This is a genomic window from bacterium, assembly GCA_023150945.1.
Taxonomy (GTDB): domain Bacteria; phylum Zhuqueibacterota; class Zhuqueibacteria; order Zhuqueibacterales; family Zhuqueibacteraceae; genus Coneutiohabitans.
On sequence record JAKLJX010000007.1, the window covers coordinates 29154 to 46875 of the forward strand.

At 60.8% G+C, this 17722-nt stretch carries 15 protein-coding genes; 13 read left to right on the plus strand and 2 right to left on the minus strand.

The annotated features are described in order from the left end of the window. Positions 1-9: 9 nt before the first annotated feature. Both L6R21_11090 and L6R21_11095 read right to left on the minus strand, forming a co-directional pair. Positions 10-1188, minus strand: coding sequence for an AI-2E family transporter (locus L6R21_11090; GenBank protein MCK6559730.1), 1179 nt, complete (start codon positions 1186-1188; stop codon positions 10-12). After that, positions 1185-1745, minus strand: coding sequence for a cyclic nucleotide-binding domain-containing protein (locus tag L6R21_11095; GenBank protein MCK6559731.1), 561 nt, complete (start codon positions 1743-1745; stop codon positions 1185-1187). Before L6R21_11095 ends, L6R21_11090 begins: the two co-directional genes overlap by 4 nt. Positions 1746-2018: 273 nt before the next feature. Here L6R21_11095 and L6R21_11100 point away from each other — a divergent pair, with 273 nt between their 5' ends. The 13 genes from L6R21_11100 to L6R21_11160 all read left to right on the plus strand — a co-directional run bounded on the left by L6R21_11100 (position 2019) and on the right by L6R21_11160 (position 17718). Next, entirely contained in the window at positions 2019-3200 is a 1182-nt protein-coding gene (locus L6R21_11100; GenBank protein ID MCK6559732.1) for a peptidoglycan DD-metalloendopeptidase family protein, read from the plus strand. Next, the gene (gene holB, locus L6R21_11105) at positions 3197-4354 is read left to right on the plus strand and encodes a DNA polymerase III subunit delta' (GenBank protein ID MCK6559733.1); all 1158 of its coding nucleotides are present in this window, start codon (positions 3197-3199) and stop codon (positions 4352-4354) included. Before L6R21_11100 ends, holB begins: the two co-directional genes overlap by 4 nt. A 1-nt stretch (position 4355) precedes the next feature. Continuing rightward, complete coding sequence (locus L6R21_11110) at positions 4356-5231, plus strand: stage 0 sporulation family protein (protein MCK6559734.1); 876 nt, start codon at positions 4356-4358, stop codon at positions 5229-5231. Positions 5232-5361: 130 nt separating this feature from the next. Next, positions 5362-7458, plus strand: coding sequence for a methionine--tRNA ligase (gene metG, locus L6R21_11115; GenBank protein MCK6559735.1), 2097 nt, complete (start codon positions 5362-5364; stop codon positions 7456-7458). A 105-nt stretch (positions 7459-7563) separates the two neighbouring features. After that, on the plus strand, positions 7564-7752 hold the full coding sequence (locus tag L6R21_11120; GenBank protein ID MCK6559736.1) for a hypothetical protein: 189 nt from the start codon (positions 7564-7566) through the stop codon (positions 7750-7752). Beyond that, positions 7749-9560: an AAA family ATPase gene (locus L6R21_11125; GenBank protein ID MCK6559737.1), complete on the plus strand. Its 1812-nt coding sequence runs from the start codon at positions 7749-7751 to the stop codon at positions 9558-9560. Before L6R21_11120 ends, L6R21_11125 begins: the two co-directional genes overlap by 4 nt. A gap of 100 nt (positions 9561-9660) precedes the next feature. Beyond that, a complete protein-coding gene (locus tag L6R21_11130) occupies positions 9661-12009 on the plus strand; it encodes a RecQ family ATP-dependent DNA helicase (protein ID MCK6559738.1) in 2349 nt (782 codons plus the stop codon). Between the two features lie 92 nt (positions 12010-12101). Beyond that, positions 12102-13031 (plus strand): DNA-processing protein DprA, encoded by a 930-nt coding sequence (locus tag L6R21_11135; protein ID MCK6559739.1) that lies wholly within the window; start codon positions 12102-12104, stop codon positions 13029-13031. 33 nt (positions 13032-13064) lie between these two features. Next, the gene (locus L6R21_11140) at positions 13065-13850 is read left to right on the plus strand and encodes a TatD family hydrolase (GenBank protein ID MCK6559740.1); all 786 of its coding nucleotides are present in this window, start codon (positions 13065-13067) and stop codon (positions 13848-13850) included. An 89-nt stretch (positions 13851-13939) separates the two neighbouring features. Further along, the gene (gene rsmA / locus L6R21_11145) at positions 13940-14743 is read left to right on the plus strand and encodes a 16S rRNA (adenine(1518)-N(6)/adenine(1519)-N(6))-dimethyltransferase RsmA (GenBank protein MCK6559741.1); all 804 of its coding nucleotides are present in this window, start codon (positions 13940-13942) and stop codon (positions 14741-14743) included. 28 nt (positions 14744-14771) lie between these two features. Further along, positions 14772-15560 (plus strand): DNA repair protein RecO, encoded by a 789-nt coding sequence (gene recO / locus L6R21_11150; protein ID MCK6559742.1) that lies wholly within the window; start codon positions 14772-14774, stop codon positions 15558-15560. A gap of 92 nt (positions 15561-15652) precedes the next feature. Continuing rightward, positions 15653-16219, plus strand: coding sequence for a GrpB family protein (locus L6R21_11155; protein ID MCK6559743.1), 567 nt, complete (start codon positions 15653-15655; stop codon positions 16217-16219). Positions 16220-16356: 137 nt separating this feature from the next. Continuing rightward, positions 16357-17718 carry a glycine--tRNA ligase gene (locus L6R21_11160; protein MCK6559744.1) on the plus strand — a complete coding sequence of 454 codons (1362 nt, stop codon included), beginning with the start codon at positions 16357-16359 and terminating at the stop codon, positions 17716-17718. Positions 17719-17722: the final 4 nt, after the last annotated feature.

Genomic DNA, 17722 nt, shown 5'->3' on the forward strand with positions numbered 1-17722 from the left:
GCAACCGGCTCAGTCACTCAAACGGTAGTTCTTGACGCCCCAGAGCACCAGCTCGGCCGTGACTTTGATGATGCTCGCCACCGGCACGGCCAGCAACATGCCCCACATGCCCAGCAAGCTGCCGCCGATGAGGATGACCACGATGATCGCCAGCGGATGCAGTTCCACGCTGCGGGCGGTGACGTAGGGTGAAATGAAGATGTTTTCGATTAACTGAATCGCGGCAAAAGCAATGACGATGGCCAGCACGAGATTGAGCGAGCCGGTGTGCACCAGCGCGATGATGATGGCCGGCACCGCGCCGACAATCGGGCCGAAATAAGGAATGACGTTGGCAAGGCCGGCCAGCACGCCGATGAAGAAGAAGTAGGGCACATGCAGCAGGTAGAGCGCCAGCACCGAAAGCCCGGCCACCGCCGCCGCCACGATCAACTGGCCCTGCAAATAGCGGCTGAGCTGTTCCGTCATCTTGTGGGTGATGAGCAGCGCCATTTCGAAATAGCGATTGGGCACGCCCGCAATCAATGCCTTCTTGAGCGGGCGGCCGTCTTTGAGCAGAAAGAACACCATGAAGGCGATCAACACGGCATTCGGCGCGGCGGAGAGCAGGCCGAGCATGAAATCGAACGCGTTCTGCATGAAGCCGGCGACCAGGCTCTGCAGTTGGGCGGTGATTTTTTGATCTACGGCTTCCAGACGCAACAGCGGGATCTTTTCGGCCAGTTCGCCCCGGAGGCGGGCGATGATTTGATCGAGCGCGGAAGCGTCCATCGCGGTGGAAAGCGATTGCACCTCCTGGCTGATGACCGGCACGAGCAGGCGAATGAGAATGAGGCCGACCAGCAGCGACAACACGAGCACGAACGTCACGGCCGTGGCGCGCGGAATGTCACGATTCTCCAGAAAGGTGACGAGGGGATCGAGCACGGTGGTGAGCAGCAGGGCGGTCGCCAGCATGCTGAGCACGGGCGTGATGCGCGGCAGCAGCCAGACCAGCGCTGCCAGCACGGCCAGCAAGAGCACGCCGCGCGCGGCGCGGCGCAGCAGTTTGCGATCCAGCACCAGGACGATTTTGGTGTCCGCCGCGGGCAGGCCGGTGAGCACCGGCGGCTCAGCGGTGAGCGAGGAACGCAGCGGCCGAAAGCGGGATTCCCGCGGGGGCTTGCCGGCAGTCTTCACGGACATCATAAGACAACGTCCGTGCGGTCGAGCTGGGCGCGCAGATTTTGAATTTCCGTATTGGTCTGCTTGAGCCGTTCGCCGATAATGAGCGCCAGTTGGAAGAGGAATTTGTTGCCCAGCCGCGGCTTGCGTTCCAGCAGGCCAAAGAGATCGGGCCGGAACAAGCCGATGATTTGGGAGTTTTGTTCGGCGATCGCCGAAGCCGAGCGCGGGCTTTCATCGAGCAGCGCCAACTCGCCGAAGAACTCGCCGTCGTGCAGGAGCACCAGCGTTTCACGCACGTCATTGCGGTTGTGCTTGCAGATGGCGACCGCGCCGTGCTGAATGATGTACATGCCCACCCCGGGTTCGCCCTCCCAAAAGATGGTTTCGCCGGCTTTGAATTGCCGTTGATGGATGAGCTTTTCGAACTCGCGCAGCTCGCCGTCGGTCATGTTGCTGAACAAGGGTACCTGCCGCAGCGTGCTCAGAATATCCTCGGCGGTGTTGCTTCGGCGCCGGAAGATGTTCCCCCACAGCGGACTTTTTGCCGCCGCGCGGGGAACGCCATTTTCGCGATTCATGGGATTCGTGCAATCGATGGGTGTGAGAAGATGCGGAATTATGACAGAACTGTTGCATTGCCGGCGTGCGCGTGGCCGCGCGCCGCACGGTGATTTTTGCAGCGCAATATAGAGAAGCTGCCTGCGCGAGTCAAGCTCTTTTCCGCTGCGCTCGGCGCAGGCCGTGGTTGCCATGGGGAATTTCCAGTTGATTTTCTTGGGTGAATACTTTACTTTCGCGCCATGTTTTGCCAGCGCCAGAGAGCGGCGCGGTGGCCACTCGCCGCGTTGTTCGTGTTCATCCCTCAGCTCGTGTTTCCGCAGGAAAGCCAGCAACAACTCGAGGAGTTGCGGCGGAACATCGCGCAACTACAACAGAAGATCAGCGGGCTCGCGCAAAGCGAGTCGTCCGAACTCGAACGGCTGCGCGCCCTGGAGGAGCAGATCGATCTCATGAATCGCCTGGTCGGCCGCCTGCGCCGGCAGGAAATCGTCAAGCGCCAGGAAGCGAGCGCGACGGTTGCGGGCCTGCGCGAAGCCGCAGCCGAGCTGCAACGTTTGCAGACCATGGGCGCGCGGCGTGCGGTGTTCTTTTACAAATATGGCCGGCTGAAAGATCTCGAGATGCTGCTCTCCTCCCGCTCGCTGAACCAGGTTTTGCTATGGGCGGAATATCAACGCCGGCTGCTCGCCAATGACCGCCGACTGCTGGCGGGGATGAAAAGCAAGCAGGAACGCATTCAGGCGCAAAATGAAAAGCTGGCCGGCGAGCTGGCCGCGCATGAAAAGATGCTGGCAGAAAAACTGCGGGAGGAACAGACCCTGCGGCAGCGCAAACAGCAGCGGGAAGAGTTGCTGAAAAAGCTGCGCAAGGACAAATCGTTCCACCAAATGCAGCTCAGCGAGCAGCAGCAAGCCGCCGAGCGCATCGCCAGGTTGATCGCGGCGGCCGAGGCGGCGTTGCAGGAACAGCAACAGCAGCAGGCAGCACCGCCGGCGCCCAGCACCGGCGAAAGCAAGGCCGAAAGCATGACTCCGGCCCTGCGCCTGCCGGCCGAACCCTTTACCGGACGCCGCGGCCGCCTGCCGTGGCCGGTGAGCGGTGAGATCGTCGGCCACTACGGCAGCTATCGCCATCCCGTCTTGAAAACGATCACGACCAACCTGGGCATCGACATCGCAGCAGTGGCCGGCACCAGCGTGCGCTGCGTGGCGGCGGGCAGAGTCACGACCATCACCTGGCAGCGCGGCTACGGCAATCTGCTCATCATCAATCACGCCGACGGCTACTACACCGTGTACACGCGCCTGGCGGAAATCTTCGTCAATCTCCACGAGAATGTTGCCGCCGGCCAGCTCATAGGCAACGTCGCCGAGGCGCCGGCCGGCCAGCAGGCGACGCTGCATTTTCAGATCTGGCAGCGGACCAAAGAAGCGCGCTCGCAGGATCTGAATCCGGAAGAGTGGCTGCAGTGAATACCGAACATCCCTTGCATCTCGCGGATATTCCCATTCTCAAAGCCTCGCATGCCGCCGAGGTCTTGCGCCGCGCGCGGCAACATCAGCGCCTCGCCCATGCCTATTTGCTGCATGGCCCGGAAGGCGCGGGCAAGGAAGCTCTGGCGCTGTATCTGGCGCAGGGATTCCTCTGCAAGAAACGAACAGCCGCTGCGCCGGCCGCCGCGCTGTTCGCCGAAGAACCCGCCGCAGCAGAGCTTGCCTGCGGGCAATGTTCCAACTGCCGGCGCATGGCCGAGATGACGCACCCCGACGTGCATTTCATCTTCCCGCGCGCCAGCAGCGCCGCCGAAAAGGAGATTCTCGAAGTGTTGCAGAGCTTTGCGGCGCAGCCGTGGTGCCGCGCCCGGCCGTGGGAAAACTCCTTCATCCTGATTGATGACATTCGCGAGCTCAAACGCAAGCTCGCCATCACCAGCTATGAAGGTGCCGGCACCGTGGTGTTGCTGCTCGAAGCCCACCGGCTCAAAGCCGAATCGGCCAATGCCCTGCTGAAGATACTGGAAGAGCCGCCGCCCAGCACCTACTTTCTGCTGACCGCCGTCGCACTCGAAGGTCTGTTGCCGACCATCATCTCCCGCTGCCAGCCGATTGCCGTGCCGCCGGTGGCGCAGCAGGATTTGATCGATTTCCTCGTGCGCCATCACGGCGCGGCGGCGGAGAGAGCGCCACTGGTGGCAGCCATGGCGGGCGGCAACCTGCGCCAGGCGCTGGCCCTGCTCGAAGACGATCTCGAACCCAAGCGCCAGCTCGCGGTGGAGTTCATGCGCACGGCGTTCAAGTTCAACAAGCCGGTCGAGCAGATGGATTTTCTCAATCAGCTCACCAACGAGCATGATCGCCAGGAGCTGCAACAGTTGTTGCGCTTTTGCCTGGTGTGGGTGCGCGATGCTTTCGTGGTCAAATCCTGCGGCGCGGGCCAGCGTTTGGTGAATGCCGATCTGCAGGACGCGCTGGCGGCGCTGGTCAAGAACCTGCCGCAGTTCGATTTTGCCGGGGTGGTCGGGGAGCTGGAATACGCCCTGGAATGCCTGGAGCGCTACGTGCAGCCCTGGCTGGTGTTGATGGTGTTATTGCATCGGATCAATCAACTGGCACGCCCGGGGAGGTAATGTGCAGAGTATCATACAAGTCAAATTCAAAGAGCAGCGCAAAGGGTACTATCAGAATCCCGAGCAGTTCCCGTTTCGGCTGAATGATTTTGTGATCGTCGAGGCCGAGAAGGGCGAGGATCTCGGCGTGGTCAAGCTCGTCGGCTTGCCCGAAAACCACACGCTCGCCGACAACGAGCCGTTGCGGCGCGTGTTGCGCAAGGCGACGGATGCCGATCTCGTGCGCAGCCAGAGCAATCGCATGCTGGAGAAGAAAGCCTTCGAGGCCTGCCGGCAGAAGATTGTGACGCACTCCCTCGACATGAAGCTGGTGGGCTGTGAATACCAGTTCGACGGCAACAAAGTCACCTTCTATTTCACCGCGGAAAAGCGCGTCGATTTTCGCGAGCTGGTCAAGGATCTGGCCTCGGAGTACCGCACCCGCATCGAGCTGCGCCAGATCGGCGTGCGCGATGAAGCCAAGCGCCTGGATGGCTTTGGCGTGTGCGGCCGCCGCCTGTGCTGCTCCTCGTGGATCGATCAATTTGCGCCCATCACCACCCAGGCCGCCAAGGAACAAAACCTGCCGCTCAATCCCAACAAGCTGGCAGGCGTCTGCGGCCGGCTGAAATGCTGCCTGATGTACGAACGCGATTTCTACAACGAAGCGATCAGCCGCTTCCCCGAGCTGGCCAAGGAGATTACCACGGCCAAGGGCAAAGGCACGATCATCAAGATCGACATCTTCCGCGACACGTTTACCGTCAAGTATCCGAGCAATGAATACGAGGTGCTGCCGCTGGCCGAGGTGCAGGACAAAGTCTACAAATGCCAAAACGACTGCGGTCATGCCCACGGCAATCTCGAAGATTTGACCGCAACGATGGGCGAGGCGTGAGCCGTTGCGAAAGAGGTGAGAACGCGGCGGCCAACCAAGACGCCGAGCCGGGTGGCAATGCCGGCCGCGCCCCGCGCGCTTTACGAGATTTCCCCAGACAGACATTCCGCGCAGAGATATGTTCCAAACGATGAAAGAAGGTCTCGTGTCCGACAACCAACCCATCCTGGTCACCAGTGCGCTGCCCTATGCCAACGGCCCGCTGCATCTCGGCCATCTGGCGGGTGCTTATCTGCCCGCGGACATCTACGTCCGCTATCAGCGCTTGCAGCAGCGCAACGTGCTCTATATTTGCGGCACCGATGAGCACGGCGTCGCCATCACTATTGCCGCGGAAAAGCAGAACAAGACGCCGCAGGCCGTCGCCGACTACTATCACGCGCTGATTCGCGACGCGCTGGCCGGCATGGGCATGAGCTTCGACATGTTCTCGCGCACCACCGAGCCGGTGCACGCCGAGCAGACGCAGGAATTCTTCCTGCGGCTGCTCGCGCAGGGCCTGGTGGTGGAGAAGTCCGAACGCCAATTTTATTGCGTCACCTGCAAGCGCTTCCTGCCCGACCGCTACGTCGAAGGCACCTGCCCGCACTGCGGCAAACCCGGCGCGCGCGGGGACCAATGCGAGAATTGCGGCAAGTGGATCGAGCAGTTGCAGCTCCGCGAGCCGCGCTGCGTGGTGTGCGGCGCGCAGCCGGAAATCCGCGAGACCCGCCACTTCTACATTCCGCTCGGCAAATTTCAAGACCGGCTGCGTGCCTGGCTCGATACCAAAACCAACTGGCGCGAAAACGTGCGCAACTTCTGCTACGGCTGGCTGAAAGAAGGCCTGGAAGATCGCGCCATCACTCGCGATCTCACCTGGGGCGTGCCGGTGCCGCATCCCGGCTATGAGGGCAAAGTGCTGTACGTGTGGTTCGATGCGCCCATCGGCTACATTTCGGCGACCCGGGTGTGGGCCAGGCAGACCGGCCGGCCCGAGGCCTGGAAAGACTACTGGCTGAATCCCAACACCAAGCTCGTGCACTTCATCGGCAAGGACAACATCGTGTTTCACGCCATCGTGTGGCCGGCCATGCTGATGGGCCAGGAGGGCTATGTGCTGCCGGCGGACATTCCCGCCAACGAGTTTCTCAACTTCGAAGGCCACAAATTTTCCAAGAGCCGCGGCATCGGCGTGCTGTTGCATGAGTATCTCGAAAAATTCCCGCCCGACCCGCTGCGCTACACCCTCGCGGCCAACATGCCGGAATCCAAGGACACCGATTTCTTCTGGAAGGATTTGCAAACGCGCAACAACAGCGAACTGGCCGACATCCTCGGCAATTTCATCAACCGCACGCTCACGTTTGCGCAGCGCAATTTCAACAACCACGTGCCGCCGGCGCAGGAGTTGAAGGAAACCGACCGCCGCATGCTCGCCTTGCTGCAGACCTGGCCGGACAAACTGGCGGCCGCGTATGAGAACTACGAGATCCGGCGCGCCACCAAGGAACTCATGGATCTTGCCCGCGAGGCGAACAAATACTTCAACGACGAGGAACCGTGGCGCACGCTCAAGCAGGATCGCGCCCGCTGCGCCACCACCATCCACGTCTGCCTGCACGTGTGCAAAGCCCTGGCGGTGCTGATGAGCCCGACCCTGCCGTTTTCCGCAGCGCGGGCGTGGCGCATGCTCGGCCTGCCCGGCGAAGTGACCGAACAGGTGTGGCGGAAAACGCCGGCCGAGCCGTTTCCCGCGCACCATCGCTTGGGCACGCCGGAGATTCTTTTCACGAAGATCGAAGACAAAGACATCGCGCCGGAACAGGAGAAATTGGAAAGGGCGATTCGCATGATCCCACCCGCCGAAACCAATGCCACCACCACCACGGTCTCGCCGGCGGGCAAACCCGAGGCGCCGGCGCTCATTTCCATGGAAACGTTCCGGCAGATCGAGTTGCGCGTTGCCGAGGTGCTGGCCGCGGAGCGCGTGCCGAAAGCCGACAAGCTGCTCAAGCTCAAGGTGCGCGTCGGCGCGGAGGAGCGCCAGCTCGTGGCCGGCATCGCGCAGCATTATGCGCCCGAGTCACTCATTGGCAGGAAGGTCGTGATCGTGGCCAATCTCGAGCCGGCCAAGATTCGCGGCTTGGAATCGCAAGGCATGATCCTCGCGGCCTCGACCGAGGACGGAACATTGAGCCTGATTGCACCGGAGCGCGAAATCACCAGCGGAGCGAAGGTGAAGTGACAGAAGGGCGCGATTCTGCCGGCGATTTGCGGCTGCGCCCGGCAAGACCGGTCTCTTCGATGTGAGCTTGCTTGTTGGAAGCCTCAACCGAATGCAGGGGGTGTTATGGTTCCCAACGAACTGACAGTCATCTTCCGCGAAAAACTGCGCGACCTCGCCAAAACGCAGAAGTACGCCCGCCGTTTCACCCCTGAGCAGGAAGAACGCGTTTGCCGCGCGTTCGCCATGGCATTGGAAAATCCCTCCATTTCCGAAACACTGCTGTTCGAATTGCTCACGGGGGACAAAGCATGAAGCTCGAAAGATTGGTCGTCAAGAATGTCGGCCGGTATCGCGAGAAGCACGAATTCGATTTGCGCGGCGAAATGATTCTCTTCTATGGCGCAAATTTTTCGGGCAAATCGACCTTGGCCCGCGCCGTGTATTTTGCGCTCACCGGCAGAGTGCTGAACACCGGTCTCAAGCCGCCGGCGCTGGCGAGCACAAATGCGGCCAGCGGCACCGTCGGCCTGTTCTATCAGCATCAGCAGAGCAGATTTCGGATTTACCGCTCAACCAAAGGCGAGGTGCAGATTGAACAGGCGGACGGCGAAAAATGGCAGCAATGTGTCGAAGGCGCAGTAACGCTGCCTGCGCTCAATTTTCAGCAGTGGCGCACCGGCTGTTTCTTGCACGAAGATGAGCTGGGCGAGTTTCTCGCGCAGCCGCCGGCCAGCCGCCGTGATTTGCTGAATCAATTGCTCGGCGTCGAGTCCCTGCTGCAAGCGCAGGAGCTTTTCATTCAAGTCCGGCGGCTGGCCAAACGCCGCGAGAAAACCGCGGCTGGCTTGCAGGCAAGCCTGCGGCTCGATGGTTTGACTGATCGTACCGTAGAATTGCAGGCGGCCAGAAGCGCCGTGGCGAAATTGGAAGCGCGCCTGCAAACGGTGCAGGAAACCAAGCCCGATGCCGGACCGGACGATCGCCTGCGCCAGACGTGGGAGCAGGCCAAGGCCGCGACGCAAACGCGCCTCGAACAATCGCAGCAGCAACTCGCTGCGGTGCGCGCCGGCTTCAATCACCGCGACGAGCTTGCCGAACTGTTGCGGCAAATCGCACAGCACTTGACGCAGCGCGAAACCGCAACAGGTGAAATGGAAAGCTGTACCGAGTTGCGCATTGCGCTGACCAGCCAACTGCGGCAGGTTGAGGAAATGTTGGGCATGATCCAAGGCTTGCAAGGCCGCGAGACCTGCCCAACTTGCCAGCAGCCGCTCGCGCCGGCGGCAATCGCAAGATTGGTTGAAGACTATCAAACCAAGCGCGAGGCCGTTGTGGCCGAACGCGAACAAGCCGCCGCCAAAGAGCACAAGGCGCGCGAAACCGTGCGGATGTTTGACGAGCTGGCCGGCAAGCAAATCGACCTGGAGCAACGTCTGCACCGCTGGCAACCGATCGAGGCAGAGATTGCTGCGGCGCAAGAAGAATTGGAAACCTGGGAGACCAAATTGGCGGCGCTGGCACCGCTCTCCCCTGCTGATGAAAGCCGCGAGAAACTGCAACAGGAGCTGGACGCGCATCGCCGCCAGCTTGCAGAGCTGGAGCGCCAGCACATGCTTCACGAACAGCGGCGGCAGGAAATTTTGTCGGCGAATCGCCAGGCGGAAATCGTCGCCCAGCAACGTTTACTGAGCGAATGGGCCGCCGAGGCGGTTGGGCGCACGGTGCAGTCCGTGGTCGGCATTTCGCTGAAAAAAGCCGATGCCGAAGTTGCGGATTGCCTGCAAAGCTTCGGCCTCTTTCGCGCACAGCCGCAGCAAATCGATTTGGAAAAGTCGCAACTGATGCCGGACCTCGACGGGCGGGCGCTGCCAACGCTTTCCGGCAGTGAGAAGACGATTCTCTATCTCAGCATGAAAACCGCGCTGTCCCGGCTGATGCCGGGCGCGGACTTTCTGGTGCTCGACGAGCCGACAGTGCATCTCGATGAAACCCGGCGCGGACGCTTGCGCGATTATCTTGCAAGCTTGCTGCCGGAAAAGCAAATCATTCTTTTCACCAATGACCGCGGCTTTGCCGAGCAGTTTGGCAATGCCAAAAGAATCGATTTGAGTTCGTCGTAACGCCTTCAGGCGTCGATGCTTCAATTAGGGGAAAATCACTGTGACTACAGGCTCTTTCCAGACTACAACGCTTGATGCCTAAAGGCATCACTACAAACAAATGAATGATGATTTAAAAAACTTGTTGGGCGCCATCACTCAGCGTTTGCAGAACCCGCCGGCGCCGCCGGTGAAACAGCCGGAATTGCACGGCGCTTTGCAGCAGCATTTTGGCTACGCCGAGTTCAAGCCGCAGCAGGAGGCCATCATCGCCGCGCTGCTCGAGCGCCGCTCCGTGCTGGCGGTGTTGCCAACCGGCCACGGCAAGTCGCTGTGCTACCAACTGCCGGCGCTCATGCAGGAGGGCTTGACGGTGGTGGTCTCGCCGCTCATTTCGCTGATGAAGGATCAAATCGACCAACTGCGGCGCCGCGGCATCACGCCGGTGGCGTTCATCAACAGCTCGCTCGCGCTGAACGAGCAGCGCCGTGAAATGGCGCGCGTCAAGAATGGTACCGTGAAATTGCTCTACGTCGCGCCGGAGCGCTTGCGCAGCCGCGCTTTTACCGCGGAGCTGGCGCGCTGCCGCTTGAGCCTGTTTGTGATTGACGAAGCGCATTGCGTCTCGCAGTGGGGCCATGATTTCCGTCCGTCGTATCTCGCACTGAAAGACACCTTGCGCATCTTGCAGCCGCCGGCCGTGGCGCTGTTCACGGCAACCGCCACGCCCGAAGTCGAAGCGGACATTTTGCAGCAACTCGGACTCGAGGCCGTGGAAAAATTCGTCGGCAGTGTGGCGCGTCCCAACTTGCATTTTCGCGTGCACCGGGTAGATTCGGACGGCGACAAATTCCGCGCGCTGGCGGATTTGCTCGAAGGATTTCCCGGCAAGGGCATCGTCTACACTGCCAGAAAGCGCGAAGCACAGGAGGTGGCTGCGTTTCTGCAAAACTTGGGCATTGCCGCGGATTTCTATCACGCCGGACGCCGCGACGAAGAACGCCGGCAGGTGCAGGAAAGGTTCTTCGATGACAGCGCAAACGGCCTGCGCGTGGTGGCGGCCACGAACGCCTTCGGCCTCGGCATTGACAAACGCGATATTCGCTTTGTCGTTCATTTCTCGCTGCCGGCCAGCCTCGAAGCCTACTATCAGGAAGCGGGGCGCGCCGGGCGTGATGGCTGGCCGGCGCAATGCCTGCTGCTTTATTGGGAGGAAGATCGCGGTTTGCAGGAGTGGTTCATCAAAGAAAGTCTGTTGTCAAAAACCGATTTATCGAAACTCCTGCGCGCAGTGGAAGCAACGCCGGCGGTGGGAAAATTCCATTGGCTCGCGCCCAAGGATTTGGAGTGGCAAACCGGCCTGGACAACACCAAGCTCACGGTCGGTCTCAGTCATTTGCAGCGGCTCGGTTTTCTGCGGCAGTATCCCCATATTTCCCGCGAACTGAGAGTCACCCTGCACGACGCCGAGACAAGAGACCCGGCGCTTGCGGCCTCGCTGCAGAAAGCCGGTGAAGTGATCGACACGCGCGAGTTTTGCCGGGCGCATCAAATCGCGCCGGTGGAATGGATGGCGCAACTTTACGACGCGCAGTGGCGCGGCGAACTGCATTTCTATGGTGTGGAAGATTGCTGGCTGGTTGAGCATTTGCGGCCCGCTACCGAGCTTGCGGCGATCACCGAGACGCAGCTTGGCATGCACGATTTGGAACGGCAAAAGCAGCGCCGCTTGGAGCAGATGCTCTTGTATGCCATCACTCCGGATTGCCGCGAATCGGTTATTCGCCGCTATTTTGGCGAGGCGGTGAGTGAGAAAGATCGTTGCGAGCGTTGCGACAATTGCAATCCGATCCCTGACACAACTCATTCTCCGCCGCAGCGGCAGACGGCCATTGCGGAATATCTACAGCGCCGGGAAACGCCCGAACTCGCCGGTCCTGATCTCGATGGCGGGGTGGCGCTGGCTTTTCACACCTTCATACAAAGCGGCGAGCATGCCTATACGGAAGTCGGCACTCGTGTCCACGCTTTCAAATATCAAGGTGAGAAGGCACAAATAGAATGGCTACTGGAACGAACACTGAAGGTGCTTGCCGAGCGCCTGCCCTGCCAAGAAATCGATGCAATTGCTTTTGTGCCATCCACAAAAGGTGACAGATCGTATGCCCCGGTGACGCTATTCGCGGAAACGCTGCGACAACGGCTCGGCGTTCGTGCAGCGTTTCAATTGCGAAAAAACCGCGCCACCCGCCCGCAAAAAGAAATGGTAACGATGGAGCAAAAACGCCGCAACGTGGCCGGCGCATTTGCGGTGCATTCGCCCAGCGTGAAAGGCCAGCGCATCTTATTGGTCGACGACATCTGCGATTCCGGCGCGACGCTCGACGAATGCGCGCGCGTTTTGAAAGCGGCCGGCGCGGCGAAAGTTTATGCGTTGACATTGACCAAAACCGGGCATGTGGCAAAATAGTACTTGTCATTGAGAAGAATCCTTGTTTGACTCGGCACCGTGCTGGATGAAAAAAAATCACCGCGGAATGACATGAAAGCCTGATTACGTCAATGAACCCCGAAAACGATCTGCGCGACTGGCTGCTCCTGCAAAGCCTCGAGGGCCTCGGCGCGCGCACTTATACAAAACTCATCGAGCGCTTCGGCTCGCCGCAGGCCGCCATGCAGGCCACGAAAGAAGAACTGCTCGCCCTTCCCAGATTTCCGAGGAAGGTCGCCGAGCAAATGCCGGCACTTGCCGAGCGGCGTGAGGAAGTCGAACTATTGCTCGGCACGCTGCAAGATCAAGGCGTCGCTTTCACGACGCTGTGGCACGAAGACTATCCTGAGATTCTGCGCGGCATTCCTGATCCGCCGCCGGTGATTTCGCTTTACGGAAAATTCTCTGCCAGCGACGCACGCGCCGTTGCCATCGTCGGCTCGCGCAACGCCTCGCCGCGCGGGCTGGAAATCGCCGAAGGATTTGGCCGGCGCCTCGCTGCCGCAGGCGTGACGGTGGTGAGCGGCTACGCGAAGGGCATCGACACTGCCGGCCATCTCGGCGCGGTGCGTGGTGAGGGCCGCACGATCATGATCTTGAGTCACGGCCTCAATCATTTTCGCTTGCGCGACGCGGGCTTCGAGTCCGTCGACTATTTGAAGGCGCATGGCGTGATTCTTTCGGAATATTTTCCCACCATGACCTGGACTGCCGGTGCGGCAATGGCGCGCAATCGCCTCGTCGTCGGCCTCGCCCAAGCGGTGTTGGTCGTCGAATGCGGCGTGAAATCCGGCACGATGGACACCGCGGAACGGACGCTGCAAGCCGGCAAGCCGTTATTCGTCGTGGCATTTCAAGAACCAAGCGAACATGCGGCCGGCAATGTGGCGCTGCTCAAGCAGGGCGCAGTTCCGGTGCGGACTTTTAACGAGCTGCAAACGATATTGCAGGTCTTGCCGCCGGTGTCCGGCTTTCAGGCCCCGTCTGTTCCTGCAATGTGAAATCGCTGCTGTGCAGGCAAAGGAATCTTTCCAATGGATACTTCGCTGCCGAACATGCTCATCGACACCCACGCCCATCTCCAGCTCGAGCAGTTTGACGCCGATCGCGAGGCCGTCATCCGCCGCGCGCAGGAAGCAGGCGTTGCAAAAATCATCGTCGTATCCACGGATCTCGCTTCCAGCCGGCAAAGCCTGGCGCTCGCGGAAAAGCATCCCGGCCTCTTTGCCGCCGTGGGATTTCATCCCAACGATTGCGGCGCTGCCGGCGACGCCGATTTTGCCGAGATCGCGCGGCTGGCGCAGCATCCCAAAGTCGTGGCGATTGGCGAAATCGGCATGGACTTCTACTGGCAACGCGTGCCTGCCGAGATGCAGCAGCGCGCCTTTGTCCGGCAATTGCAACTCGCCGGGGAAATCGGCAAACCGGTGATCATTCACAATCGCGCGGCGGGCGAGGCGATTCTCAGTGCGCTCAGCCAGGCCGGCGTGCGCGAGCTGGCGGGCGTGTTTCATTGTTTCTCGGAGAATGAGGAATATGCCCGGCGCGTGCTCGAGCTGGGCTGCCATGTTTCCTTCACCGGCAACTTGACGTATCGCAAATCCGCATTGCCGGAAGTCGCGCGAAGCCTGCCGCTGGCGCGCCTCCTGCTCGAAACCGACTGCCCTTTCATGGCACCGGTGCCGCAGCGCGGCCAGCGCAATGAGCCGGCTTTCACGATTCACATTGCCGAGAAATTGGCGGAGATTCACCATCTCTCCGTCGCCGAAATCTGCCGGCACACCACTCAAAACGCGAGGCAACTCTTCGGTCTGTCCTGAAGTGGGCTCGCCAGCATACCGCGAAGGTCGAAAAAATGGCACGCCGGCCGGGCGCCGCGCGCTTGCCGGAAAAAAATCTGCCTGCCTGTATGATGATCCTGCCACCTGACTTCCAACCGCGCCGCTCGCTCGGGCAGAATTTTCTCGTGGATGACAACGTCGCCCGCAAGATCGTGCGCGCCATCGCGCCGCAGCCCGCCGATGTCATTGTCGAAATCGGGCCCGGATTGGGCGCGCTGACGCGGCACCTGGTGCCGGTGGGTTGCCGCTATTGCGCGATCGAGATCGATGAGCGGCTGTTGCCCGGCCTGCGCCAGCAGTTTGCGGCCTTCCCGAATTTCAGCCTGCTGCATGCGGATTTCCGCGCAGTCGATTTGCAGCAGTTGTTTCCCGCCGGCGGCATTCGCCTGCTCGGCAACATTCCTTATCACATCACCAGCCATATTGTCTTCACCGCATTTGCCCAGCGCCATTTGATCAAGGACGTGACGCTGACGGTGCAGCGGGAAGTGGCGGAACGCCTCGTGGCGCGGCCCGGCAGCAAGACCTACGGCATTCTTGCGGTGGTGTGCCAAACCTACGCGGCGGCGGAATTGCTGTTCACGCTCTCCGAGCACGTGTTCCGGCCGAAACCGGAGGTCGAATCAGCGGTGGTGCAATGGAAAATGCAACCGCCGCCACTGCCCATTCGGGAGGAAGCATTCTATTTGGAATTCGTCAAGACGGTCTTCGGACAGCGCCGCAAAACCTTGCGCCGCAGCGTGAGCAAGCTGCTGCCGGCCGGCGCGCCGCCATTGGTCACCTCGCTCGATTTGCAGCGCCGGCCCGAGACCTTGTCGGTTACCGAGATGATCGAGCTGGCGAATCAGTTGAGTGCAAGCAGAGAAGCTTGACCGGCATTTTCCACGTGAGTCATGTGCCATGGCCATCGTCAAAGCAGAAGGCATCGTCATTCACACGATGAAGGTACGGGAATCGAGCAAGCTGGTGACGCTCTTCACGCGCGAGTACGGCCTGCTCAAGCTCGATGCCCGGGCGGCGCGCACCAGCAAGAGCCGGTTGCGCGGCAGCCTGGAGCTGTTCTCGGTGGTGCAGATCGTCTATTATGAAAAAGAAAACCGGCCCATTCAGTTGCTGAGCCATGCCGATCTCCTCGAAGTGTTTCCAGATTTGCAGCACGATCTGGAGAAACTCGGCTATGCTTCCGCGTGTTGCGAATTGATCCGGCGCACGCAGGCCGATACCGAACCCAAGCCGCAACTCTACCCGCTGCTGCTGGAGACGCTGCGCGTGATGAACATGGCCCGTGAACCGCGGCTGCAATTCTGGGGCTTCGAGATGAAGCTGCTCGGGGCGCTGGGCCTTGCGCCGAATCTGAAAATCTGCCTGCACTGCCAGACCGCGGATCCGGCTGCCGGCCGCCATGGCGAGGAGGCGGTTTGGCAGTTTCAAGTGGCGCGCGGCGGCTTTGCCTGCCCCGATTGTGCCGGCCATGCCGGTGCCTTGCCACTCAGCGGAGAGTCGCTGCGGCTGCTCGCCAGTTTTCAAACGTTGCCGGCAGCCCGCCTGCAACACTTTCGCATTTCCCCGGCAGCGCTCGCCCAGATTGCCGCCTTTTTTCGTGCCTATTTGGCGCATCATCTCGCAGAAGCCAGCACACTCACCTCACTGCAATTTGTCAAAGAAGTGACTCAGCAATTGAAGACTTGACGCCGGCGCCAACGCAAGCCAGCACCGCTGCGCCTCGCGTTGCGCCACCACGCAACGCCGCAATCAGGCGGTTGTCCGGCGCGGAGCTGACGATGGTTGCAATCATTCCTTATCAAGAAACTTGGCCGGCGGAATTCCGCGAGATCGCCGCGGTCATGCGGCAGGCGCTGGGCGCACTGGCCTTGCGCATCGATCACATCGGCTCGACGGCTGTACCCGGCTTGTCCGCCAAAGATGTGATCGATATTCAGATCACGGTGGCCGCACTCGCTGATCGCGTCGAGGCGGTGATGGCCGGCTTGGGTTATGTTCGCGTCGAGGAAAATGAACGCGACCATCGTCCGCCGGGTGCAGCGGGCGTGGCGGCGGACTGGCACAAGCTGTTCTTCCGGCCACCGCCCGGGCAGCGGCGCACCAACACGCATGTGCGCGTGCTCGGACGCGCCAATCAACGCTATGCCTTGCTCGTGCGTGATTACTTGCGCGGCAATCCGGCGCCGGCGCAAGCCTATGCGGAGCTCAAGCGTCGCCTGGCACACTCCCTGGCGGATCCGCAAGCTTATCCGGAAGTGAAAGACCCGGCGGTTGATTTGATTTACTTCGCCGCCGAGGCGTGGGCACAGACCACGCATTGGCGTGCCGGACCGCCGGATGCCTGACGGCGTCCCCGGCCGCTGGAAAAGAGTTGATTGGTTTTCAGTGTGAAACTAGGTATATTGCGCGCACATTTCACCGTCCGGCGCGCAGCCGGCGGCGCACGATCAACGCTCTTGGCAAGGATAAAGCAGGAACAACTATGGTTGACAGCAAAAAGCTGATGGACAAACTCGTGGGGCTGTGCAAACGGCGCGGCTTCATTTTTCCCTCCAGTGAAATCTACGGCGGCTTGAATAGTTGCTACGATTACGGCCCGCTGGGCGTCGAGCTTAAACGCAACGTCAAAGATTTTTGGTGGCGGGCAATGGTGCAAACGCGCGACGATATCGAAGGCCTGGATGCTTCCATTCTCATGCACCCGCGCGTGTGGGAGGCGAGCGGCCACGTCGCCAATTTCACCGACCCGATGGTGGACTGCAAGGAATGCAAAGCACGTTTTCGCGCCGATCAAATCGAGGGTGCGCTGTGCGGCTCGCCGGCGTACAAGGGCCGCAAAGCCGCGAAATGCGCGGAAGAAGGCAAATTCACCGAGGCCCGCCAGTTCAACTTGATGTTCAAGACCTTCATGGGGCCGGTGGAAGAAGCGGCCAACGTCGTCTACTTGCGGCCGGAAACCGCGCAGGGCATTTACGTCAACGTCTACAACGTCATGCAGGCCGCGCGCCAGAAGATTCCCTTCGGCATCGCCCAAATCGGCAAGGCCTTTCGCAACGAGATCACGCCCGGCAACTTCACCTTTCGCACGCGCGAATTCGAGCAGATGGAAATGCAGTTTTTCGTGAAGCCCGGCAGCGACATGGAATGGTTCGAGTATTGGAAGGCGCAGCGCATCGCCTGGTACGATGCACTCGGCATTCGCCGGAGCAAGCTGCAATTTCACCAGCACACGCCTGCCGAGCTGGCGCACTATGCCGCCGCCGCGTTCGACATCGAATATGAATTCCCCTTCGGCTGGAAGGAACTGGAGGGCGTGCACAACCGCACGGATTTCGATCTCAAGCGCCATGCCGAATTCAGCGGCAAGGACTTGAGCTATTTCGAAGACGCCACCCGCGAGCGGTTCGTGCCCTACATCATCGAAACTTCCGCCGGCTGCGACCGCACCGTGCTCACCGCCCTGATCGACGCCTACGATGAAGACGTGATCGAGGGTGAGGCCCGCACCGTGCTGCGCCTGGCGCCGGTGATCGCGCCGATCAAAGCCGGTGTCTTTCCGCTCGTCAAGAAAGACGGCATGCCGGAAGTGGCGGAGAAAATCTATCACGCTCTCAAAAAGCAGTTCAACGTCTTCTATGACGACGGCGGCGCGATCGGGCGGCGTTATCGCCGCATGGATGAAGCCGGCACGCCGTTCGGCATCACGGTTGACGGCCAGACCCTGCAGGATCAAACCGTGACCGTGCGCGAGCGCGATTCACTGGTGCAGACTCGAGTCGCCAGCGACAAGCTGGTGCCGTTTCTGCAGGAGAAGATGGCGGCCTACCAGCGCCCGGCGTCATGATAGG